Consider the following 23,424-nt stretch of genomic DNA (forward strand, 5'->3'; position numbering starts at 1 on the left):
ACGCCATTGAAAATCTCGTTTGACGGCTATGCCCTCAGATTTCCACGCACCGGCATAGTAAATTATAGTTATGCTGTTGCTCGCGGCTATCGTGAACACCTTGCTCCTGAAGATTTCAGGATTCTCATAGGGGATCGTAATGTCACGGACCCAGAGATTGCAGCGTTTCTGCAACGCGGCGACGTCGTTGCCATCTTGGAGGGGAATAAAGAAACGTTCATTGAGAAAATCAGACGTAAGTGGGCCGGAAATTCCTTTCGAAATTATATGCCCGGCGTCGGTTCGGCAATCGCCAAGGCGACAGAGCATTCTGATGTTTATCATTGCATTGATTGGTTTTTCGAACCTCCGTCAAAGACGAGATTCAATGCGATTACTTACTTCGACTTAACGACGACCTTATTTCCTCAATTTCATGAGGAACTGAATATCACAAAAGAACGCATGAAAATGAAGCGTTTGGCGGACTTCGATCATATATTTTGCATTTCCGCAGCAACAAGAAATGATCTTTTGAATCATGCCGATGTAAGTCCAGACAAAGTGAGCGTGAACTATATCGATGCTGATCCGATATTCGATCGGGGTGTATTCTCTGATCGCGAGCCGTTTCTTACGAAGTTCGGCATTCCGCCAGGTCATCGCTACTTATTGTCCGTATCGACAATTGAACCACGAAAGAACTTCCAGCAGGTCCTGGATGCGTTTGGGGCGTTCGTTCGTGCCAATCCTAGAGAGCCATATGTTTTGGTCTGCACAGGCATGTGGGGTTGGAAAAACGACGATCTGAAAGATTATCTTGCAAAATGTGGGTTTGCGGACCGCGTGATTTTTACCGGTTTTGCTGATCTGGCGGACTTGCCGTCCTTATACCATCATGCCGACTGCTTTCTATATCTTTCCCTTTATGAAGGATTTGGTCTGCCTATTTTGGAAGCCATGAAATCGGGATGTCCTGTGATTTGCTCTGATACGTCATCTATGCCGGAGGTTATTGGAGATGCGGGAGCTCTAGTCTCGCCATCTGACGTTGAAGGAACGGCGAAGGCGATTGAAGCGATCGTGCATAGTCCCGCAAATGCCGACAAGATGAGGGCTGATGGTTTGATCCGAAGCAGGAATTTCTCGTGGGACCATCATCTTGATCGCTTGATGCAAGTATATGCTCAGGCCTTGTAAGTCCTACAAGAGAGGTGTTTACAGATGGCCTTGAAGATTGGTTTCCTGACAGAAAGATTGCTTTTGGGCTACGGTGTCGATCTCGTAGTGCACGAGTATGCGTGCCTTCTTGCCAAAAAAGGCTATGACGTAAGCGTCTTTTGTCAGCGGCTCGATAGTTCCGTTCGCCGACCTTATAAGGTGGTCGACCTATCGGCTAAAAAAGAACTTGTCATGACCAGCTCTGCGTCTCGCAACACGGTGACCTTAGCGGACTATTTCAACCAATCGGACAACGACGTCTGGGTCGTCAATACATCGCCATTCTATGACGTCATGCCACTATTGCGCGCGCCTGTGGTGGCTATCGAATACGGAACTCCACCGGGCCGTTTTTTTGGACTGGAAATTGGCCGCAATCTTGACGCTTCCGTCTCATATCGTTTCCAGAACGTATTTCCTAAACTTCGTGCTCAGGACAAAATCCTATGCATTTCCCGCAGCATCCAGGACTGGTTGCCGGAAAGACTGCGCGGCTTGTCAGAGGTCGTGTATCTCGGGTGTGATCACTACGAAAAGGCGACGCCTGAACAAGCTCGCAAGTTCCGTGAAGATCTGAAACTCGAGGCTGATAGTGTCTTAGTTCTCTGGGTTGGGCGTGTTCAGGCCAAAAATGACGAACAGCCATATAAGGGATTCTCTGAATTTCTTGAGCTTGCCGCTCGCGCAAGATCTCGACAGCCGACGCTTCGATTTGTCGTTGTTGGCAGAGGAGGAGATGACGAGGCGAAACTGCTGCGTTCCCGCGGCATCGAGCCTTGTCTCAATCTACCGGCTAGTCGCATGGGGGCGGCATTTGCTGGCAGTGACATTTTCGTCAGTACGTCACATTGGGAAGGGTTGAATTTGCCCCTGCTCGAGGCTCAGTATCAGGGCACGCCCGTGATGGCATACAAGCATGGTCCCCATACCGAGGTCGTTTGCGACAACGAGACGGGTATCCTCGTTGATAGTGCTGAAGACCTGCTGGAGAAGTTATTGTTGCTTGGTAACGACGAGAACTTGCGACAGCGGTTGGCGTCACGCGCACAGGCCTTTGCAGCGGGTTTTCCCTGGAAAAAGAGTGCTGTTGAGCTGGAGACTGCACTGCGCGCTGCGGCTTATTCTGATAAGAATAGTGGGACAAACCAACCGGCCATTGATCTACGTGGGCGCGGGACCTTCTCATTTTTGCTGAGAGACACTTATAATCGTCATGGATTTTTGTTTTTCTTGAAAAGAGCTGCTCTTTCGCTCCGCGTCCGCCTGCGGCGATTTCTTAGATTCGGGAGTAGCTTTTGATATCCATATCACTCGATGATTTCGTGCTTTCCATTCTTGTTGGAGAGCACCATCAAGCAACGGCGGCGACACTAGAGTGCCTAGAGCAGTGGCGAGTAAGAAGCGCGATCACAGTCGATCTCGTCGTCAACCACAATTCTCAGCTCGACTACTTCACATATTTGGAGCAGGTGAGGGAGCGCCATCCAGGCAAGCATCTGCTTATTATGCATGCCGATATCTATTTCGCAGAGGACTTTCTGTATCGGTTGATCGAACAGATTGCCCTGATCGAAGAGGCGGGTTTGACGTGGGGACTGCTGGGTCCGGCGGGCGTCAGCTATCCATATTTCAAAATTGTTCGAAATATGGTCGATTATCATGGAATTCTTTATCCTTTCCCACATCCATTGCCGGCAGTACACCTCGATGGTCACCTGCTCGTAATCCACAAGGATCTCGTTTTCGACTTCAATAAGGATTATCGAGGCTTCCATCACTACGACACGTTGCTTTGCATCCGCTCTTGGTCCCAGAGCTTACCCGTTTTTGTGATCAATCTTCCGCTTCGACATCTCGGCCAGGGTAATGTCGCTGAATGGCAGGAGCGTTCTAAGGCGCTTGGTCGGGACTTGGGAAGAGCCTATGGCAACAAGACAATTGTAACGTCGATGGGCCCGGTGGAGCTCGATGTAGAACCCGGCGTAACGCGTGATTTCTACAAACAAGAGGTAGACTCTACCCTGACTCACCTGTTCCATCATAGAACGTTACGTGATGTCACGCTCGTTTTGCGCTGCGACGATGCGAGCGAAAGCAGCTTCCGGGAGGCATTACTCAGCGTTTGCGGTCAGTTTGATAAACCATCACGGGTGGTCGTGGTCTGTTCAGACCGGCTACGCAAATCTTTGGAGCTGGAGTGCGGCTACTTCGGCATGTTTGTCGACATTCGCATCTTGTCAGCAAATCCGGCAACGATCGTATCTTCCGAAGACGTGTTAATGGGATGCGGCGACGAAATAGCGGCGCTATTGCCGACGTCTGGGCTGGTTTCTTTTCTTGATGCTACGACGTCTTTGTTCCCGAATTACGTTCGGGACGCGCGCCAATTTTATGTCTTGGGCGCGGGTGTTGAGAATGTCGTCGCTGTCCTCGACATGAATTATGCAGTTCTCGAAAGCAACAGACAGGGTGCTGAGCTCGAGGCTAGGCTCATTGAGGGGTGGAAGACCGAGACCATTGAAGACATCGTTTCCGGCGGGGTCATCCCGCTGGCTTCCTTCGTTATGCCAATCGGAACCTTCCGTTCCGTTCTTAACGATCATAAGGGCGGCGCGCTCAGCGAAAGGGTCTTTGTATTTAGGCTAGCCGCGCGCGCACCTGTCTTTTTCTTAAGGAGGCTTGGTGGTTACTTGCGAACAGCTGTCAAACAGTTGTCCGCCGACGCGGGGCCACTTGCCGAGATTGCAATCCAGGGCGAATTCTTACGCTCTTCCTATCCCTTTGCTTATCTCTGGATGAAGCAGCACGTTAAAGCAGCGTCGGTACCTGTGCAGGTACCCACTTTTGGAACCGTGCATCTCTCTCGAGAGCAGTTGCTCGTAAATAAAATCGTGCAGTATCCACGCATCGTCGATGGCATTTTCATGCTCCACGGCTTATTGAAGCGCTTGCGAAAGCGGGTCCTTATGAGATAAGCGCGAAGTGCAAACACCAGCGGCTATGGGACAGACAGGGGATATTTGATGAAAGCGGTCATTCTGGCGGGCGGATTTGGAACGCGAATAAGCGAGGAGTCGCACCTGCGTCCGAAGCCGATGATCGAGGTCGGTGGCAAGCCGATCTTGTGGCACATCATGAAGATGTATTCGCACCATGGCATCAATGATTTTATTATCTGCCTTGGATACAAGGGATATGTGATCAAGGAGTATTTCTCCAATTATTTCCTGCATATGTCGGATGTCACATTCCGCATGCAGTCGAATGAAATCGAAATACATCAGCGCAACGCTGAACCTTGGAATGTCACTCTTATCGATACGGGTGAAAAGTCGATGACGGGGGGGCGCTTGAAGCGTGTTGAGCGCTATTTGCACGACGACACCTTCTGCTTTACTTACGGCGATGGTGTTTCGGATATCGACATAACGGCACTTATTGCTCATCACCGCGCCGCCGGCCGTAAGGCCACGGTGACCGCCATTCAGCCGCCCGGCCGCTATGGCTCGCTACTGATCGAGAATGGCGCAGTTCACCAATTCCAGGAAAAGCCAGCCGGCGACGGCGTTTGGATCAATGGCGGCTTCTTTGTGTTGGAGCCCTCGGTCATCGATTATATCGAGGGTGATCTCACGGTATGGGAACAGGATCCCCTGCAGGCACTTGCACGCGAAGATCAATTGTCTGCCTACAAGCACACCGGCTTCTGGCAGGCCATGGATACGCTGCGCGAAAAGAATTTGCTTGAAGAAATGTGGGCGTCTGGTCAGGCTCCCTGGAAGAGCTGGTAGGCATGTTCGACAACGTTTATAGGAACCGGAAGGTTCTGGTTACGGGCCACACCGGCTTCAAGGGCAGCTGGCTTTGCCTGTGGCTGCGTATGCTTGGTGCTGAGCCGGTCGGTCTTGCTTTGCCACCCGAGACCCAGCCAAGTCACTGGGATCTGCTGGGTTTGGACATGCGATCCGAGTATGTCGATATCCGAGATCGCGTCAAAGTTCGCGAGATCGTTGAAGACAGCCAAGCCGAGATTGTTTTCCATCTTGCGGCACAGCCTCTCGTTCGACGCTCTTACCGTGAGCCCATTGAAACATGGGATGTCAACGTCACGGGAACGGTCAATGTTCTTGACGCGTGTCGCAATAGCAGCGCCGTCAAAGCCATCGTCTCGGTAACCACCGATAAGTGCTATGAGAATAACGAATGGGTTTGGGGATATCGGGAAACCGATCGATTGGGCGGGCACGATCCGTACAGCGCCTCGAAAGCAGCCGCTGAGATTGCGGCCGCGAGCTACCGCCGGTCATTTTTGGATAAGGGCAATCAGCTGCTTGCAACCGCGCGTGCGGGCAATGTAATCGGCGGCGGCGATTGGTCGGAGGACCGGCTTATTCCTGATTTGGTTCGTGCGGTAAAGTCAGGCCAGACCCTGGAAATTCGCTCTCCGGCTGCGACCCGCCCGTGGCAGCACGTTTTGGAATGCCTATCCGGCTACCTCATGCTCGGTGAAGCGTTGCTGTCAGGCGAGCGCAAAGCGGCGGAAGCATGGAACTTCGGCCCTGAGAAAGAGGGGAACCGCCCGGTGGAGCAGGTGCTCCAAGCCGTCAAGGCAAAGTGGTCGGCAGTGGAGTGGCATCGTTCAGCGTCGCCACAGCCGCATGAGGCGAATCTGCTTTATCTGGACAGCAGCAAGGCGCGTGAACTGCTGCGATGGCGGCCGGTTCTTTCCTTTGAGGAAACCGTTGAGATGACAGCTTCCTGGTATCAGGAGTTCATCGAAAATGAAGCGGTATCCTCGATCCGGCAGCTGGAGCAATATTGCGCGCTTGCCTCGCAGAGGGGCGTTGCCTGGTCTGAGGCTGTTGCATGAAATTGATCGAGACCGAGATTGAAGGACTGTTTATTGCCGAAACTACGGTCATTGGCGATGAGCGTGGGACGTTTTCGCGGGTCTTCTGCCAAGACGAACTTGATGACGCGCTTGATGATCGGGTCATCCGCCAGGCGAATATGTCGATGACGGCTGCCGTTGGTACGGTGCGTGGCATGCATTTTCAGTATGCGCCACGTGCCGAGACAAAAATTGTCCGTTGCATTGAGGGGCAGGTTTACGATGTCGCGGTCGACTTGCGGCGCGGATCCCCAACATTCTTGCAATGGCATGGCGTCGAGCTTTCTCCTGAGAATGGTCTCGCTTTCATAATCCCCGGGGGATGTGCACATGGATTTCAAGTGTTGAAAGCCAATTCGCGCCTTCTCTACCTGCATACAGAGTTTTATTCTCCGGCACACGAAGGCGGCGTTCGCTATGACGAGCCGCGGGTCGGTATAGCATGGCCATTGCCGCCAGCTCACCTTTCATCCAGGGATGCCAGTCATCCCTTTCTTGACGCAAATTTCGACGGAGTTGACCTATGAAGTGCCGCCATTGTGCAAACGAACTCAAGTTTGTCTTCCTTGACCTTGGTCACGCTCCGGCCTCGAACGACTATCTCAGTGTCGCAGACTTGACTCGCTCAGAAATTTACAACCCGTTGCGCCTTTTTGTCTGTGACGAGTGCTGGTTGGTCCAGACCGACGACTATAAGAAGGCCGAGGATCTCTTTGCTCGTGACTACGCGTATTTTTCCTCAACGTCGCAAAGCTGGCTGCGTCATGCGCAAGCCTACAGCGATGCTGTCGAAAAGCGCCTTGGATTGTCGTCGAACAGCTTTGTTATCGAAGTTGCGTCCAATGATGGGTATCTTCTGAAAAACTTCGTGGCTAAGGGAATCCCGTGTCTCGGTATCGAGCCGACGGACAGCACTGCGGATGCTGCCGAGAAGCTCGGCGTGCCAACGCTTAGGCAGTTTTTCGGCGCTGAAACGGCACGGACTTTGGTGAAGGAAGGCCGATCCGCCGATCTGATTTGCGGCAATAACGTTTATGCGCACGTGCCCGATATCAACGATTTCACGGCTGGGCTTGAAATCGTTCTCAAGCCCGGTGGAACGGTAACGCTCGAGTTTCCGCATTTGATGCGGCTCATGGAGAGCGTTCAGTTTGATACCGTGTATCACGAGCATTTTTCGTACCTTTCGCTTGGTGCCGTAAAGCGAATTTTTGAGCGCGCCGGGTTGCGGCTGTTCGACGTGGAGGAAATTCCCACCCACGGTGGAAGCTTGCGAGTCTATGGTTGCCGCACTGCGGACACGCGCGATACATCGCCTCACGTGGCTGAAGTGCTGCGGCGCGAGGAAGAGTTTGGTTTAAGCAAAGTCGACACCTATTTGGACTTCCAGGATAAAGCGAACGCCATCAAGGATGAGTTCCTCTCCTTTCTGCTGGAGCAGAAGAAAAAGGGTAAGATTGTCGCTGCCTATGGTGCCGCCGCAAAGGGCAACACTTTAATGAACTATGCCGGGCTGAAGACGGACCTCATTCAGTTCGTATGTGATGCTGCGCCGTCGAAGCAGGGGAAGTTCATGCCGGGCAGTCATATCCCGATACTTCATCCCGACGAGCTGAAGGCCCGCAAGCCTGATTGGGTTGTAATCCTGCCTTGGAACATTGCCGAAGAGGTGGCTGGAGCGCAGTCTGTTATTCGTAGCTGGGGTGGTCGGTTTGTGGTGGCCATTCCCAAGCTGACTGTGCTGCAGTGAAGATCGCCGTATCTGGGGCCACTGGCTTTGTGGGCGGGCATGTCGTAGCCCGCCTCCTTGCCGAAGGGCACGAGATCACAGCTATCGCTCGAGATGCGAGCAAAGCTGCGAAAATGTCATGGTCGAACAAGGTCAAATTCGTGAGCTGTGATCTGTATATCGATCCGGAATCGCTTGCTGCGAGGATGGATCGGCCCGACGTATTTGTTCACCTCGCTTGGCCTGGTCTTCCCGACTATCGTGGGCTGTTCAACCTCACGCATAATCTTGGGGCCGAAATAGCCTTGTTCCAGAGGCTTGTCGAATGGGGTTTGCCTCATTTGGTCGTCGCCGGGACTTGCCTTGAATATGGATTGCAGTTCGGTCCTTTGGCTGAAGACGCGGAAACAAGGCCGACTACACCCTACGGGCTGGCCAAGGATACGGTTCGAAAAACCCTTCAGCTGATGCAAAAAACGCAGCCGTTCACATTGCAGTGGATGCGTCTGTTCTACATGTATGGGCCAGGCCAGTCGGAAAGAAGCCTCCTATCGCAGCTTGATAAAGCGCTCGCGGAAAAGCGGCCGTCATTCGATATGTCACCAGGCGATCAGCTTCGTGATTACCTTCCGATAGAGGAGGTTGCCGAGCGTTTTGCGCGTGTGATCATGCGACCAGACGTTTCGGGTGTGATAAATTGCTGTAGTGGACGTCCCACTTCAGTGTTCGACTTGGTTGATCGACATCTACGGGCGAATTCAGGCTCCATTCGACTGAACCGTGGTGTTTATGGCTATCCCGATTACGAGGCACTTGCCTTTTGGGGAATGCCCGACAAATTGAGAACGCTTGGTTTTTGAACAATAAGATCCAAGCTTTGCCCTAGCGAGCTAATGTACTTTCTCAGCGGCGACGGCTGCGGACTTCGCCGAAGAGACGCGCTTGGTTACGGGCCGAAATAGGCGTCCAGCACTTCGCTCGGTACGCCATCCATCCGCACTTTGCCGTGTTCAAGCCACACCACTCTGTTGCAATTTTTTGCCAGAAGATCCTTGGCGTGACTAGCGATTACGAGAATCTGGGTCTTTTCAACAAGCTCGTTTAAACGCTGGTTGGCTTTGGCCTTGAATCCCTCGTCGCCTGTCGCCAGCCATTCATCCATGATCAGGATTTCGGGTTGAAGAATGGTGGAGATAGAAAATGCCAATCGCAATTGCATGCCTGACGAATAGGTGCGAACCGGCATTTCAAGGAAATCACCCAACTCGCTAAAGTCCTCGATTTCCTGCAGCCTTTCCTTCATCTCTTCCTTTTTGAAGCCCAATAGAGCGCCCCGAAGAAAAATATTCTGACGCCCTGTGGCTTCTGGGTCGATCCCGAGAGAGATGTTGATGAGCGATGTGCATTTGCCTCTTATGTCGACCTTGCCCGAAGTCGGTGCATAAACGCCCGTCAGCACGCGCAGAAGTGTCGTCTTGCCCGAGCCATTGTGGCCTATGAGACCAATCCGGTCATGCCGGCTCAGTTCGATATTGATATTGTCCAGTCCGCGGACGACGACGACACCGCCACTTTCAGAGTTGATCGAGCCACCAGTCGCCATTTTCATAACGCGATTTTTGAGCGACCTGCCGCGCGCGTTATAGATCGGGAAGTCGACTGTGACATTCTGTAGAGAGATGGATGTCATAATTGCCTGCGTTTTCTGAGATGTCTGGTTTCTTTGCTCACAGCCAGTAGGCAATGCGGGCTCTGTATTTTTTCAATAGAAGAAGCGCGAAAGACCAGCCGACAATCGCTATGCCGATAGCAACAACCCAGTTTGCTGCTGTAACAGTTTGCCCAAGAAGCGGATTTCTGACGACCGAAATCATGTGAAAGAAGGGGTTGTAGTCGAGCATGACGTGCGACGCACGTTGCGGCAAATGGTCCGGCATCCACATGATCGGCGTGACGTACATCATCACTTGCATGATGTTCTGCACAATTTGGGTCAGGTCGCGATAGCGAGTGCATAGGATCGCCAGCGTCAATGCGATCCAAGTCATATTTAACGTCACGATGAAGAATCCTGGCACTATCAGTAGTGCCGAAAGCCCTATAGATTTCCAGAATATTAGCAGAACGATCGGAAATATAACCAGGTTGTGCGCAAGTATTACGGAATTTCGATACCATACTCTCAAAATGTATGTGAAGAATGGCAGATCCAATTGCAGTATTATATCGCTATTGGATATAAATCCGGAGCACCCCTCGCTGACGATCTGCGTGTAATAACCCCAAAAAATCAGGCCAACGCATATGAAGGGAAGAAACTCGCTCATAGGAGTATTGAAGATCGTGCCGAAAACGAGACCTAGTGCTCCGATCAAGACGCCCATGTTGATGGTGAGCCAGAACGCGCCGATCCTGGATCGTCTGTAGCGCTGCGCCACATCTTGCCATCCGAGCAAAGCAGCCAGGCGGAAATTCGATAAGGCTTCCGTAATATCCCACACGGCGCCGTGATAAGGCACTTCGTTACTTGCGATTTTCAGATTTCTCACCGGCAATCCATTTTCATCTTCGTCTCCTGCTTCAGCAACAAAGACATGCGATCATTTTAAGGCGAACCCCTAGCAAAGCATGGAAACCGAGAATAGCCCCCTTATGCAAATTTACCCAAAACGGGTCTCGCGACGCCTCATTGAGGACGACGGTTAGAATAAGGTTGCTGGCGGCCAACTCAGAGAGCTGTTCTCTGTTGCGCTGTTGCCTGCTGGCGATTTGAACCAGCCAGTGTTATTCGACAAGCACAAAGGCAAAAGAGAGTGGCTGTCTTAAAGCCGGCGAGTGCAGAAAACTTCGGGAGGTTTTATGATCGACGATATTCTTGACCGGATGACGCTTGAGGAACAGGTTTCGCTGCTTGCGGGTGCCGATTTCTGGACCACCGTGCCGGTTGAGCGTCTCGGCGTCCCGAAGATCAAGGTCACGGATGGTCCGAATGGCGCGCGGGGTGCCGGCTCGCTGGTCGCCGGCGTCAATGCGACCTGCTTTCCGGTTGCCATCGCGCTTGGCGCGACATGGAACCCGGCGCTCGTCGAACGCATGGGTGTGGCGCTGGCCGGCCAGGCGAAGAGCAAGGGCGCTGCCGTCCTGCTGGCGCCCACGGTTAATATCCATCGTTCAGGCCTGAATGGCCGCAATTTCGAGTGCTATTCCGAAGATCCGATGCTGACGGCAGCGCTCGCGGTTGCCTATATCCAGGGCGTGCAGAGCCAGGGCATCGCGGCGACGATCAAGCATTTTGCCGGCAATGAGTCCGAGATCGAACGGCAGACGATGTCATCGGATATTGACGAGCGCGCGCTTCGCGAAATCTACCTGCCGCCGTTCGAACAGGCCGTGAAGAAGGCCGGCGTGATGGCGGTCATGTCCTCCTACAATAGATTGAACGGCACCTATACCAGCGAGCACCCCTGGCTGCTGACAAAGGTCCTGCGTGAAGAATGGGGTTTCGACGGTATCGTCATGTCCGACTGGTTCGGTTCGCATTCGACCGCAGCAACGGTCAATGCCGGGCTCGATCTGGAAATGCCGGGGCCGACGCGCGATCGCGGCGAAAAGCTCGTGAAGGCGGTGCGGAACGGTAAGGTCAAGCCCGAGACCGTCCGTGTGGCCGCCGGGCGCATCTTGACGTTGCTTGAACGCGTCGGCGCCTTCGAGAACACGCCGGATTTGACGGAGCATGCGTCGGATTTGCCCGAGGATAGGGCTCTGATCCGTCAGCTTGGTGCCGAAGGCGCGGTTCTCCTTAAGAATGATGGAATTCTACCGCTGCAAAAACCAGGGCTCGGGCATGTGGCTGTTATCGGGCCGAATGCCGCCGAGGCGCGCGTCATGGGCGGCGGCAGTGCCCAGATTGCCGCTCATTATAAGATCAGCCCGCTTGAAGGCATCCGCGCGGCGCTGTCGAATGCCAACAGCATCCGCTATGCCGTGGGCTGCCGCAACAATCGTCTGATCAATGTCTTTTCCGGCGAGATGCGAGTGGAATACTTCAAGGGTCAAAACTTGGCCGGTTCGCCGGTGGCGGCGGAACCTGCGAGTAAGGGTGAGTTTTTCTGGTTCGACCTGCCGTCACCCGAACTTGATCCGAGTGACTTCTCCGCGCGCATGACGGCTTTCTATACACCGACGGAAAGCGGCGAGCACATCTTCGGCATGACCAATGCCGGCCTTGCCAAGCTCTATGTCGACGGCAAACTGGTCGTGAACGGTTATGACGGCTGGACACGCGGCGACAATTATTTCGGCACGGCCAATGTCGAGCAGCGTCAGGGCGTACACCTTGAGGCCGGCCAGCAATATCAGATCGTTGTCGAGTATTGCTCTTCCGCGACGGTCGAGGAGGGGATCAATCTGACGGCCGTCCGCTTCGGCGTGGAGAAACCTCTCGGCGAAGCGGACATGGCAGAGGCCGTCGAGACGGCACGTGCCGCTGATATCGCGCTGCTGTTCGTTGGCCGCGATGGGCAATGGGACACCGAAGGGCTCGATCTGCCCGACATGCGCCTGCCTGGCCGGCAAGAAGAGCTGATTGAAAGGGTGTCGGCGGTCAATGCCAATACGGTCGTCGTGCTGCAGACGGGCGGACCTATTGAGATGCCATGGCTCGACAAGGTCAAGGCTGTGCTGCAGATGTGGTATCCAGGCCAGGAACTTGGGAACGCCGTGGCCGATGTGCTGTTCGGCGACGCCGAGCCCGGTGGCCGCTTGCCTCAGACTTTCCCGAAGCACCTGGCGGACAATTCCGCGATCACGGACGATGCCGCGATCTATCCCGGCAAGGACGGACATGTGCGCTACGCCGAAGGCGTTTTCGTCGGCTACCGTCACCATGATACGCGCGGCATCGAACCCTTGTTCCCCTTCGGTTTCGGTCTCGGCTATACGCGCTTTTCCTGGGGCGAGGGGCGGGCGTCGATGACGGAGATGGAACCCGACGGCATAACCGTCACGGTCGACTTCACCAATGTCGGCGACAGAGCCGGATCGGAACTGGTGCAGCTTTATGTGCGGCCGCTTGCCGCGACGGTAGAGCGACCGGACAAGGAGTTGCGCGCTTTTGCCAAGCTTCGGCTTGCTCCTGGAGAAACGGGCAGGGCGTCGCTGCTCGTCAAGCCCCGCGATCTCAGCTATTTCGATATGGAGACGAAGGCGTTCCGCGCCCCTGCCGGCCACTACCAGCTTTTGCTGGCTGCCAACGCAACGGATATCCGCTCGGCGATCATGATCGAAAACCCCAGGGAATGGATCGGCAAAACCTCGGATCGCTCCATCTGACGTCGTAACAGGGTTGCCGTTAGTGGTCAGGCCATACAACTGCCGCTAACGACGGCGCATGCGCACGGGCGGGATACGCCCCGAAAATGAGGAGCCAAGCCCGTCGTCGGCAGCATGGTCCGGCTGAAAGATCTGTCCGACCGGTTTTGGCCGTCCAAGAAAGAAGCCCTGGGCCTCGTCACAGCCTTCGGTGCGAAGAATCTCGAGCTGGTGATTGGTCTCGACGCCCTCGGCCAGAACGGGAATTTCGAGGCTCTTGCCGAGCGCGAGGACGGCGCGGACGATCGCCTTCGCCTGGATGCTGCGCTCCACCTCGCTCATGAAGGAGCGATCGAGCTTGATCTTGTCGAAAGGGAACGAGCGTAGCGTGTCGAGTGACGAATATCCCGTTCCGAAATCGTCGATTGCAATGGTGACGCCAAGCGTTCGGATCTGTCGCAGCACATGCAGGGTGCGGCTCTTGTCGGCGATGATGGTGGATTCGGTGATTTCCAGTTCGAGCCTTGCCGGAGACAAGCCAGTTTCAAGCAGGATCGAATGGATAAGCTTGGCAAGATCCGCATGGGCGAACTGCACAGGCGAGAGATTGACGGCGATCTTGTAGGGCCTGTCCCATGAGGCTGCCTGCCTGCAGGCTGTTCGCAACACCCATTCGCCGATCATGAGGATGGTACCGCTTTCCTCGGCGATCGGGATGAATTCCGATGGCGGAACCTGGCCATGTTCGGGATGGTTCCAGCGCGCCAGCACCTCGTAGCCGCAGATCTCGCCGGTGCTGACCGAGGTTTGCACCTGATAGTGCAGTTCGAGCTGATCCAGTTCGACGGCACGGCGCAGATCCTGGGCCAGCGTGTGTCGGGCGCGCGCTGCCTCGTCCATTCTGGATTCGTAGAAACAGACGGCGCGGCCGATATCGGCCTTGGCACGATACATCGCGAGATCGGCATTGCTGACAAGGCGCTCCTGGTCGATGCCGTCATCGGGATAAACGGCGACGCCGATGCTTGCTCCGGTCACGGTCTCGAAATCGTCGATGCGGATCGGCTCAAACATGGTCTTTTCCAGACGCGCCACGAAATCCAGCAACTCGCTCTGGTTCAAGAAGCGCTTGGCCGCCGCAAACTCGTCACCGCCGACGCGCGCGACAAACTCGCCGTCCTTGATGAGGCGAGCAAGTCGGCGTCCGATGGCCTTCAGGGCCTGATCGCCCGCCTTGTGGCCGCGCAGGTCATTGATCTCCTTGAAGCGGTCAAGATCTATGCCGATCACGGCGAGTTTTGCGCCGTCTTCCTTGGCGCGCTCCATCTCGCCGCGAAGATAGTCGCTGAAGCTGCAACGATTGGGCAAGCCGGTCAGCAGATCGTTGAGCGCCATATGCTGAAGCTTCTCGATGGATTCGCGCGAGGCGCGTTCATCGATCATGTAACTGGCGACGCCGGTGCCGATGATAAGCAGGCCGCCGCCGGCGACCGCAACGGCCATGGCCCTCAGCGCGTAGGAATCGGCAAGGCCGGCGTCAGTTGCCAATGGTGTGACCGATACGGCGCTCATCGCGGTAAAATGAAGTGCGACGACCGCAAGAACGAGGAGGACAAGAGCAGCCTGCGGCGCAAGACGCCAAGGTCGACGGATCGCCTGATTGAAGGCAAATGCCGCCAAGGTGACCGAAAGCACGACGGAGCTGATGACATAGCTTTGGTTCCATTCGACGATGCCATCGACGTGGTAAGCCATCATGCCGGTATAATGCATCGTCGCAATGGCAAGGCCGACGCCGGCGCCACCCAATTCCGGCGCTAGCCGCGGTGTGCGGGACAGCATCACTGCGAAACCAACGCTGGAGCCCGCCGCGGCCAGCAGAAATGATGCCATCGTAAGGATCGGATCGAAGGTGACAGGAGCGCCGACCTCATAGGCCAGCATGGCAATGAAATGCGTGCACCAGACGGAGGAACCGGCGGCGACTGCTGTCAGGAAGATCCAGCCGCCGCGCTGCAGTCCTTGCGTTTTTTCTGCTCGCTGCAGCAAGCCGAGCGTGATCCATCCACCGCTGATACAGACGAATGCTGCAAGAAGAACGAGCCACAAATTATGTTCTGTGACGATGCATGAAAGAACGCGCACGCAGAAATCCCAAATCTATTTTGTGGCAGCGACAGATCCTTAATAGGCCGTCGTCGCGCCGGAAATCGCCGCGCAGATCCTTCGTGGATGAACACTGAAGATCGCGTAAAGACGCTTGCTACAAATCGCGTGAAACTGCGCTTCCGCACTGGTTTGTGATCTCATCATCACGTCGCGGATCAGCCGTTAGAGCCGCGCTTCCCGCCATTTCAACGATCGGCTCGAATTTGGCAAGCAGCGATGGTGATCTCTCGTCAGAACTCTGATCCGAGAACTGACTCCAATATTCGAAGCTTAAATTTGGTTTCAAGTAACTCTGTTGGAAATACAGCAAATCCTAAAATGTAATGCTGGATATTAGCCGAATATCAATCTTTATCCGCGACAATGTATTTAAGTATATTTGAAAATTATACTAAGCATGGATTGTGCTTAGTATGTTATGCAATTTCCATTATATGAAAGCTCGTTCGTGAAGAGACCGAAAGCCCGCATCAGACCCTTCCGCAGACTTCAGCAGCTATCGCGAAAGCTGATGGCTGATCGAGCCGGGAACTTCGCTACGGTCACGGTCTTGCTTGCGGTTCCCCTGATTGCCGCTGCCGGAATGGCAATAGACATCACCAACGCGCTGATGGCCAGAACCGAGCTTTATAATGCGGCGGATGCTGCAGCGCTCGGCGCGATTGCTGACTCGTCGCCAGCGGTCGCCGCCGCGCTGAAGATGACCAGCGACGGCACCGTCAGCGTCGGTCAGGATGATGCACGGAAACTCTTCTTCGGCCAGACGTCCGGCGACCTGCAAAATGTGCCTGTCAACGTGAATATTTCGGTCAACAGGGTTTCGAATGTCGTCAAGTCGACGGTGAACTTCTCCGCCAGCGTGCCGACGACTCTGATGCAGATCATGGGGCAAACCTCGATCCCGATCAGCGGCACGGCTTCCGCGCAATATCAGACGGCAAGCTTCATCGATTTCTACATGTTGTTGGATAACACGCCTTCGATGGGTGTGGGCGCCACTTCGGATGACATCGCGATGATGCAAAAGAACACCACCGACACCTGTGCTTTCGCTTGTCACAATCTGGATACCACTAATAATTATTATAACTTAGCGAAACGTCTTAATGTCAAGATGCGTATCGATGTGGTACGGCAGGCAACGCAATCGCTGACGGATACGGCTGTCACTAACCGCTCGACCCCCGACCAGTATCGCATGGCCGTCTACACGTTCGGTACCAAGGCGGAAAGCGCGGGTCTGACCAGCGTGTCCGCTCTGTCTTCCGATATGGCTCAGGTTAAGACCTCCACCGGCGCGGTCGATCTGATGACCACGCCCAAACAGAATTACAACAACGACCAGGACACGAGCTTCGACACGATGTTGACGCAGCTCCAGCCGATCGTCGGCACGGGCGGCGGCGGAACGACAAGCTCGGATCGCGCTAAAGTGCTGTTCTTTGTGACCGATGGGGTTGGCGATAGCTACAAGCCCAGCACGTGCACCAAGCCGACGACGGGTGGTCGCTGTCAGGAGCCGCTCGATATATCCTTCTGCAAGCCACTGAAGGACCAGAACGTCAAGATTGCCATTCTTTATACGACCTATTTCCCGCTGCCGCAGAATGCTTGGTACAATACCTGGATCGCGCCGTTCCAATCGCAGATCGGCACGAACCTGCAAAACTGCGCGTCGCCCGGCCTCTATTTCGAAGTCAGCCCGACACAGGGTATTTCAGATGCGATGAATGCACTGTTCCTGAAGGTCATTCGGACGCCTCGACTGACAGGCTGACGGCTGCATCCGATGACCGACCAGGTCGTGCCGTCGCACGATTGTCTGCGCGGCCGCGCATGCGAGGGTGGCTCCTGGCTCCAACGCGATAGAACTCGCTCATCATGCGGGTGCTTCGGGTTCGAGACGGAGCTGGTTTCAACGAGCCTCTTATTTGCAACGACTGTGACCTGCTCGCCATCCATCGCTCACGATGAAGGAATTTCGATTTTCTGAAGGGCTTATAGCGCGCCACTGAGCATCGCGACGCGATTTGCGCTCGCAGATGAGCTGCTTCTATCGGTCTCTCAAGCGGTTGGCTGCCGCCCGGTCAGAGCATCGCGTGGAGCGCGCGACGGCATATGCCGCTTAGGGCCACGGGTGGGCTACGCCGCGACCAGCGTTTTGACCAGGCCTATGATCTTCTGCCGCGTCTTTGTGTCCTTAATCTTCGCAAAGGCGCGATTGAGTTCGGCACCTTCATCAGATGAAAGGAAGCTGACGAGGTCATTCTTGACGCCCATTGCCTCGTTTACCGAAGCATTGGAATGGGCTACCGGGTTGTCGAAGAAATGCGAAATCGACACGCCGAGGCAGTCTGCAACACGCTGCAACCGGCTGGCGCCGACGCGATTTGTGCCCTTCTCATATTTCTGGACCTGCTGAAACGTCACGTTCAGCCCTTCGGCAAGCGCCGTCTGGCTCATGCCCAACATGCGCCGTTGCATCCGGATGCGTCTTCCGACCTCGATATCGATTGGGCTGGGTGGCTTTCGCTTCGACGTATCTTGCATAGACCCTCTTTCTGGCGATGGTGCCGCCCATCGAACTGCGGGGGGCGACGGGCGGGAGGCTGCGGGATCCTGGACATCATGTCGGCAGAGCCCTCGACTTATGACTGCCGGGTGTCATATGAGACGGCAATGTCAATTCATCCCGGCCGTCGTCACAGCATCCGATTCTTGCGCATTTGGTACAATGTTTGCGCTATCTGAACATTGCGAAGGGCGTCAAGTGGACACCCCTAGCCCGATACGCGGCCTAGTTTGCAGCCGATTCGCGGCCGATTTGCCTTATCGTATCGATAAAGGCCCTGAGTTTTGGCGCCAGCTCGGCTCGACGCGGAAAGTATAGAAAGAGGCCGCCCTCGGTGACGGCGTAGTCGGCCAATACATGAACCAGTCGGCCAGCCTGGATGTCCGCCTGCACCAACGGTTCGAAGGCATAGGCAAGTCCGATGCCTGCCAGTGCAAGCTCTATCGCCGAATGCGCTTCTGTCACGATCGCTTGACCGCCGACCGTGACGGCCACATCCCGGCCGTCCTCGACGAATTCCCATTGATAGAGACCGCCGGAGCGGATGAGCCGGTAACCAATGCAATTATGATTGGAAAGTTCTCCCAGTGTCGCCGGTCGTCCATGGCGGCTGATATAGGCGGGGGAGGCGACCACGACCGAGCGAAAGGGAGGGGTGAGACGGATCGCCACCATATCCTGAGCAATCATTTCGCCGATACGTATACCGGCATCGAAGCCCTCGGAGACGATGTCGGTCAGTCGCTCGTCGGAAAAGATTTCCACCTCGACCTCGGGATATCGTTCGGCCATCGCTGCGATCACCCGCGTGACCGCAAGCGGCAGGCAGACGCGCGCGGCATTGATGCGCAAAAGGCCGCTTGGCCTTCCCTTGACGGCGCGGATGCGCTCGATCCGTTCGTGAATATCCTGCAAAGCTGGCGTCACCGTGCCGATCAGGCTCCTGCCTGCTTCTGTCAGCGCCACGCTGCGGGTCGTCCGCGCGAAAAGCGGCTGGCCGAGCCGTTCTTCCACTAATCGGACGGCATGGCTGACAGCAGATGCACTCATCCCCAGTTCACTGGCAGCGGCGGCGAAACCGCCGCGGCGAGCCACGGCGACGATAATGGGAAGGTGAGGCAGCAGATCGCGATCCATTCATGAACTGTATCGCACAATGCATGCGAATTAAATGATCTTATCGCAGGGCGGAAAAGGGGGGAATCCTCTGCAAGTGAAATCGCCGACGGGCTTCATCGACCATCCGGACGCGGCAATGAGGAGCACATCCATGAGCATGGAATTCTACACTCTCGGCAATAGCGGCCTGAAAGTAACGCGGCTTGCCCTCGGCACCATGACCTTCGGCACGGAATGGGGCTGGGGGTCGGACAAGGCGACAGCTCGCGCCATCTTCGACGCCTATGTCGAGGCTGGCGGCAATTTCTTCGATACCGCGGATGCCTATACCGGCGGCACGTCGGAAACCTGGCTCGGCGAGTTCATCGCCGAACGCGGACTGCGCGACGAGGCGGTGATCGCGACTAAATTCAGCATGAACCTTCAGGCACACACACCGAACGCCGCCGGCAATGGCCGCAAGAACATACTGCGCGCCGTCGAGGGCTCGCTGAAGCGGCTCAACACCGACCATATCGATCTTTACCTGATGCACTGCTGGGACCGCCTGACACCGCCCGAGGAGGTCATGCGTACGTTTGACGATCTCGTCCGTTCGGGAAAGGTGCTTCACGTCGGCCTGTCGGACGTGCCGGCCTGGTACGCCAGCCGCGCCCAGGCCATTGCCGAACACAGAGGCTATGCGCCAATATCGGCATTGCAGCTCGAATATTCGCTGGCGGAGCGCAATATCGAGAATGAGTTCATCCCGTTCGGCACGCGCTATGGCGCCGGCATCATGGCGTGGAGCCCGCTGGCGAGCGGCCTTCTGAGCGGCAAGTACCGCCCGAGCGCGGCGGAGCCGACGGGCGGTCGGCTCGAGACCGTGCGAGGGACGACAAATCCGGGCTTTCAGAAATTCAACGAGCGCAACTGGGCAATCGTTGCCGAACTGGAAAAGGTATCCGCCGCGCTTGGGCGCAGCATGGCACAGGTGGCGGTAAACTGGGCAATGACCCAACCGGGCGTGGCCTCGATCATCATCGGCGCCACGAAGCTGGAGCAGCTGAACGACAACCTCGGCGCATTGGATTTCGAGATTCCCTCGGAGTTGCGGCAGAGGCTCGACGATGTCAGCGCCTTGCAGCCGACCTTCCCCTATTCCTTCTTCGGATCTGAGATCCAGGGCGCTATGACCGGCGGTCAGACGGTGGGCGACAAGCCGGCCGGTTATTATCCGGATCTGAATATTTCGGGGAAGTTTGCCGGCGTCAGCTAACGTTGCAGGTTAGGGCCTGCCTTGGGCCGGCAGCGATGCCGGCCCAAAACCGTTATAGTGCCAGAGTCCTTGTTTCCGCCGAGTTCTGCTGCTACTGAGCGCGCCGTAGCCCGTAAGGGCAATGAAATCCGGTCGCAGCCCACCCGGTCAAAACAAGGGATCCTGAATTATGAAGACTATCGTCGTCTGCTCCGGCGGATTGGACTCCGTTTCGCTCGCCCACAAGGTGGCGGCCGAACATCAGCTCATTGGCCTCGTATCCTTCGATTACGGCCAGCGGCATCGCAAGGAAGTGGAATTCGCCGCAGCCTGCGCCAAGCGTCTCGGCGTACCGCATGAGATCATCGACATCACCGCCATCGGCAAGCACCTGACCGGATCGGCGCTCACTGACGACATAGATGTGCCTGATGGGCACTATGCCGAAGAGACCATGAAGGCGACCGTCGTGCCGAACCGCAATGCGATCATGCTCGCAATCGCTTTCGGGCTTGCGGCGGCGCAAAAGGCGGATGCTGTCGCTGTCGCTGTCCATGGCGGCGATCACTTCATCTATCCGGATTGCCGGCCGGGCTTCATAGATGCCTTCCAGCAGATGCAGAACCATGCTCTGGAAGGCTATGCCAGCGTCTCGCTCTATGCGCCTTTTGTGACTATTTCGAAGGCGGATATCGTCACGGACGGCGCGCGGCATCAGACGCCCTTTGCCGAAACCTGGTCCTGCTACAAGGGCGGCACTCGCCATTGCGGGCGCTGCGGCACCTGCGTGGAGCGGCGCGAAGCCTTCCATCTTGCCGGCGTCGAAGACCCCACGGATTACGAGGATCCCGATTTCTGGGTAGCCGCGACGACGGGTTTTTCGGCGCAGGAGGTGAAGTGATGTTCCGCATCACCAAGGAGTTTCATTTCTCCGCCTCGCACCAGCTGGCGCATCTTCCCGACGATCATCAATGCGCGCGGCTGCATGGGCACAACTACATCGTCGTGGTGGAGCTTTCGGCCGCCGAGCTCGACGGCAATGGCTTCGTGCGTGATTATCATGAGCTTCAGCCGCTGAAGCGCTATATCGACGACAATTTCGACCATCGCCATCTGAACGACGTTCTTGGCCATGGCCGCGTCACCTCGGAATGTCTCGCCAGGCATTTCTACGATTGGTGCAAGGCCCGTCTGCCCGAGACGTCGGCGGTGCGCGTCAGCGAGACGCCGAAGACCTGGGCGGAATACCGGCCATGAGCGAGGCGCGAATTCGCGTCAGCGAAATATTCGGACCGACGATCCAGGGCGAGGGTATCCTGATCGGCCTCCCCACGATTTTCGTGCGCACCGGCGGCTGCGACTACCGTTGTTCGTGGTGCGATACGCTGCACGCGGTCGACAGCGATTATCGCGATCAATGGCGGCCAATGTCGGTCGAGGAGGTCTGGCTGGAGGTGACGAGGCTTTCCGGCGGCAGGCCGCTGACGATATCGCTCTCGGGCGGCAATCCGGCCATCCAGCCACTCGGTCCGCTGATTGCGCACGGTCATAGGGAAGGCTATCGCTTCGCGCTGGAAACACAGGGGAGCGTCGCCAAGGAATGGTTCGCTGAGCTCGACACGCTGGTGTTGAGCCCGAAGCCGCCATCAAGCGGGATGGTGACGGATTGGGACGCCTTCGACGACTGTCTGCGCATGGCAGCGGAAAAGCCGCAGGTCGCGCTGAAGATCGTCGTGTTTGATGATGTCGATTATGCCTATGCGCGCTCGGCTGCCTCTCGCTATCCGCAACTGCCTGTTTATCTGCAGCCCGGCAACCATACGCCGCCGCCGCCCGATGCCGACGATGCTATCGTCGACATCGAGGGTGTCATGGAGCGAATGCGCTGGCTCGTGGACAAGGTCAGCGATGACAGGTGGTTCGAGGCGAGGGTCCTGCCGCAATTGCATGTGCTCATCTGGGGCAACAAGCGCGGTGTTTGAGCAGGGCCGGAGCCGGGGAGGCGGTCGCCTTCTCTTCTGCCGCCGCAACATAACTCAACATTTTCGAACACAGCTTCACGAGGCACCTGCTATTTTCCCCTCGCTTCAACTTTTGGAAAGGCATCGTGTCGGAAAAATCCAATGGCCGAGCATCGGTAGCGCTTGTCACCTTCTCGTGGGAGCTACATTGCTGACGTGAACGTGGCAGATCAGCGGTCCGGTGAGATAATTTTGTGCGCGAAGGATCGCGCGACCGGCATTCCAGCGAAGGCAGCGACCCGCGACATAGCGTTTTCCGCACAATCTCATATTCTTATCGTCGAGGACGACACGATATAGCGGGCATGCTGGTCGAGCTCATAACCAGCAACGGTTTCAGGGCAATCTCCGCGCCAGACGGCGCTGACATGGATCGCCTGCTTGCGCGCCAAAAGTTCGATCTCATCGTGCTCGATGCAATGCTTCCCGGCGAGGACGGTTTCAGCATCTGCCGGCGGCTGCGCGCGGATCGAACCGTTCCAATCCTTATGCTGACCGCCCTGCACGAGGACGTCGACGGCCTCCAAGGTCGGCATTCGCAAAGGCGCCGATGCTTTGCTGGCGGAGATGAAGTGACCTGATGCCTGCGCTCGCCGCTATCATCCGATCGGCTTGCGCAGCAATTGCCCGCACAGCCTCAAGATTTGCTGCGCTCGGAGCTATCGGCGACGTCTTGCGCCGTGCGGTCCGGATCGGCTTCAAAGATCTCCGATAGGGTCTTCAGGATGCGCTGCACGCCCGGATGGTCGCAGGTATAGTATCGGAATTGCGCTTGACGGCGCACCTTGACGATTCCCGACTGATGAAGCCGCGTCAAATGCTGGCTGAGAGCCGATTGCGATATTCCAAGCCTCTTGGCGAGGCTGTTGACGTCCTCCTCGTGATCCGACAGGTGGATACAAACCTCCAGGCGTTTCGGATTGGAGAGTTGGCTTAGAAGATCTGCATGGTAAATGAGGCGCTCATCTTCTTTTGTCTGATCTGAATACATGACGCGACCGATCGTTATTAGCGAAGCTGTTCAATCTTCGGAGGTCAGGCGACATGCGATAATAAACGCGAACGTTGCAAAATTATATTCTGATTTGTTGCAAAACGTTGCGCCGACGCGGAGCAACCGGACCTCCCACTCAGGCCAATTGTCGTTTATCGGCCTTTCGTGACGCGACAACTAGG

At 56.0% G+C, this 23,424-nt stretch carries 20 protein-coding genes and 1 pseudogene; 15 read left to right on the forward strand and 6 right to left on the reverse strand.

The window, feature by feature from the left end:
• The first annotated feature begins 6 nt into the window (after positions 1 to 6).
• Genes FHT29_RS32275 through FHT29_RS32310 form a run of 8 tightly spaced genes read left to right on the forward strand, consistent with a single transcriptional unit; the run spans position 7 to position 8,680 of the window.
• On the forward strand, positions 7 to 1,179 hold the full coding sequence (locus FHT29_RS32275; protein WP_168601011.1) for a glycosyltransferase family 1 protein: 1,173 nt from the start codon (positions 7 to 9) through the stop codon (positions 1,177 to 1,179).
• A gap of 24 nt (positions 1,180 to 1,203) precedes the next feature.
• The gene (locus tag FHT29_RS32280) at positions 1,204 to 2,499 is read left to right on the forward strand and encodes a glycosyltransferase family 4 protein (protein WP_168601012.1); all 1,296 of its coding nucleotides are present in this window, start codon (positions 1,204 to 1,206) and stop codon (positions 2,497 to 2,499) included.
• Positions 2,496 to 4,175, forward strand: coding sequence for a hypothetical protein (locus tag FHT29_RS32285; RefSeq protein ID WP_168601013.1), 1,680 nt, complete (start codon positions 2,496 to 2,498; stop codon positions 4,173 to 4,175). The genes FHT29_RS32280 and FHT29_RS32285 overlap by 4 nt, the downstream gene beginning before the upstream one ends.
• Positions 4,176 to 4,223: 48 nt before the next feature.
• The gene (rfbF, locus tag FHT29_RS32290; protein ID WP_037199665.1) at positions 4,224 to 4,991 is read left to right on the forward strand and encodes a glucose-1-phosphate cytidylyltransferase; all 768 of its coding nucleotides are present in this window, start codon (positions 4,224 to 4,226) and stop codon (positions 4,989 to 4,991) included.
• 2 nt (positions 4,992 to 4,993) lie between these two features.
• On the forward strand, positions 4,994 to 6,070 hold the full coding sequence (gene rfbG, locus FHT29_RS32295; protein WP_210255614.1) for a CDP-glucose 4,6-dehydratase: 1,077 nt from the start codon (positions 4,994 to 4,996) through the stop codon (positions 6,068 to 6,070).
• A complete protein-coding gene (gene rfbC / locus FHT29_RS32300) occupies positions 6,067 to 6,618 on the forward strand; it encodes a dTDP-4-dehydrorhamnose 3,5-epimerase (RefSeq protein ID WP_168601014.1) in 552 nt (183 codons plus the stop codon). Before rfbG ends, rfbC begins: the two co-directional genes overlap by 4 nt.
• A complete protein-coding gene (locus FHT29_RS32305; RefSeq protein WP_168601015.1) occupies positions 6,615 to 7,841 on the forward strand; it encodes a class I SAM-dependent methyltransferase in 1,227 nt (408 codons plus the stop codon). Before rfbC ends, FHT29_RS32305 begins: the two co-directional genes overlap by 4 nt.
• On the forward strand, positions 7,838 to 8,680 hold the full coding sequence (locus FHT29_RS32310; protein ID WP_168601016.1) for an NAD(P)-dependent oxidoreductase: 843 nt from the start codon (positions 7,838 to 7,840) through the stop codon (positions 8,678 to 8,680). Before FHT29_RS32305 ends, FHT29_RS32310 begins: the two co-directional genes overlap by 4 nt.
• 86 nt (positions 8,681 to 8,766) lie before the next feature.
• On the opposite strand, the gene FHT29_RS32315 is transcribed toward FHT29_RS32310, so the two are convergent.
• Positions 8,767 to 9,510, reverse strand: a complete 744-nt coding sequence (locus FHT29_RS32315) for an ABC transporter ATP-binding protein (RefSeq protein ID WP_168601017.1) — start codon at positions 9,508 to 9,510, stop codon at positions 8,767 to 8,769.
• Positions 9,511 to 9,547: 37 nt separating this feature from the next.
• Complete coding sequence (locus FHT29_RS32320; RefSeq protein WP_245297543.1) at positions 9,548 to 10,369, reverse strand: ABC transporter permease; 822 nt, start codon at positions 10,367 to 10,369, stop codon at positions 9,548 to 9,550.
• 310 nt (positions 10,370 to 10,679) lie between these two features.
• Here FHT29_RS32320 and FHT29_RS32325 point away from each other — a divergent pair, with 310 nt between their 5' ends.
• On the forward strand, positions 10,680 to 13,151 hold the full coding sequence (locus tag FHT29_RS32325; RefSeq protein WP_168601018.1) for a glycoside hydrolase family 3 C-terminal domain-containing protein: 2,472 nt from the start codon (positions 10,680 to 10,682) through the stop codon (positions 13,149 to 13,151).
• 45 nt (positions 13,152 to 13,196) lie between these two features.
• Here FHT29_RS32325 and FHT29_RS32330 read toward each other — a convergent pair whose 3' ends face one another.
• Positions 13,197 to 15,275, reverse strand: a complete 2,079-nt coding sequence (locus FHT29_RS32330; protein ID WP_168601019.1) for a bifunctional diguanylate cyclase/phosphodiesterase — start codon at positions 15,273 to 15,275, stop codon at positions 13,197 to 13,199.
• Between the two features lie 535 nt (positions 15,276 to 15,810).
• Here FHT29_RS32330 and FHT29_RS32335 point away from each other — a divergent pair.
• A complete protein-coding gene (locus tag FHT29_RS32335; RefSeq protein WP_168601020.1) occupies positions 15,811 to 17,076 on the forward strand; it encodes a pilus assembly protein TadG-related protein in 1,266 nt (421 codons plus the stop codon).
• 365 nt (positions 17,077 to 17,441) lie between these two features.
• On the opposite strand, the gene FHT29_RS32340 is transcribed toward FHT29_RS32335, so the two are convergent.
• Both FHT29_RS32340 and FHT29_RS32345 read right to left on the reverse strand, forming a co-directional pair.
• Entirely contained in the window at positions 17,442 to 17,849 is a 408-nt protein-coding gene (locus FHT29_RS32340; RefSeq protein WP_113119592.1) for a helix-turn-helix transcriptional regulator, read from the reverse strand.
• A gap of 247 nt (positions 17,850 to 18,096) precedes the next feature.
• A complete protein-coding gene (locus FHT29_RS32345) occupies positions 18,097 to 19,008 on the reverse strand; it encodes a LysR family transcriptional regulator (RefSeq protein ID WP_168601021.1) in 912 nt (303 codons plus the stop codon).
• A gap of 133 nt (positions 19,009 to 19,141) precedes the next feature.
• Here FHT29_RS32345 and FHT29_RS32350 point away from each other — a divergent pair, with 133 nt between their 5' ends.
• The 5 genes and pseudogenes from FHT29_RS32350 to FHT29_RS32370 all read left to right on the forward strand — a co-directional run.
• Positions 19,142 to 20,248 carry an aldo/keto reductase gene (locus tag FHT29_RS32350; protein WP_168601022.1) on the forward strand — a complete coding sequence of 369 codons (1,107 nt, stop codon included), beginning with the start codon at positions 19,142 to 19,144 and terminating at the stop codon, positions 20,246 to 20,248.
• 169 nt (positions 20,249 to 20,417) lie between these two features.
• Entirely contained in the window at positions 20,418 to 21,128 is a 711-nt protein-coding gene (gene queC, locus FHT29_RS32355) for a 7-cyano-7-deazaguanine synthase QueC (protein ID WP_113108449.1), read from the forward strand.
• On the forward strand, positions 21,128 to 21,484 hold the full coding sequence (queD, locus tag FHT29_RS32360; protein WP_037199635.1) for a 6-carboxytetrahydropterin synthase QueD: 357 nt from the start codon (positions 21,128 to 21,130) through the stop codon (positions 21,482 to 21,484). Before queC ends, queD begins: the two co-directional genes overlap by 1 nt.
• On the forward strand, positions 21,481 to 22,209 hold the full coding sequence (gene queE, locus FHT29_RS32365) for a 7-carboxy-7-deazaguanine synthase QueE (RefSeq protein WP_168601023.1): 729 nt from the start codon (positions 21,481 to 21,483) through the stop codon (positions 22,207 to 22,209). The genes queD and queE overlap by 4 nt, the downstream gene beginning before the upstream one ends.
• Positions 22,210 to 22,494: 285 nt before the next feature.
• Positions 22,495 to 22,766: pseudogene (locus FHT29_RS32370) on the forward strand (response regulator); the annotation flags it as partial.
• A gap of 119 nt (positions 22,767 to 22,885) precedes the next feature.
• Here FHT29_RS32370 and FHT29_RS32375 read toward each other — a convergent pair.
• Positions 22,886 to 23,239 (reverse strand): metalloregulator ArsR/SmtB family transcription factor, encoded by a 354-nt coding sequence (locus tag FHT29_RS32375; RefSeq protein ID WP_051964083.1) that lies wholly within the window; start codon positions 23,237 to 23,239, stop codon positions 22,886 to 22,888.
• Positions 23,240 to 23,424 lie beyond the last annotated feature (185 nt).

The organism is Rhizobium sp. SG741, assembly GCF_012275435.1.
In the GTDB taxonomy this organism is placed as follows: Bacteria; Pseudomonadota; Alphaproteobacteria; order Rhizobiales; family Rhizobiaceae; genus Rhizobium; species Rhizobium lusitanum.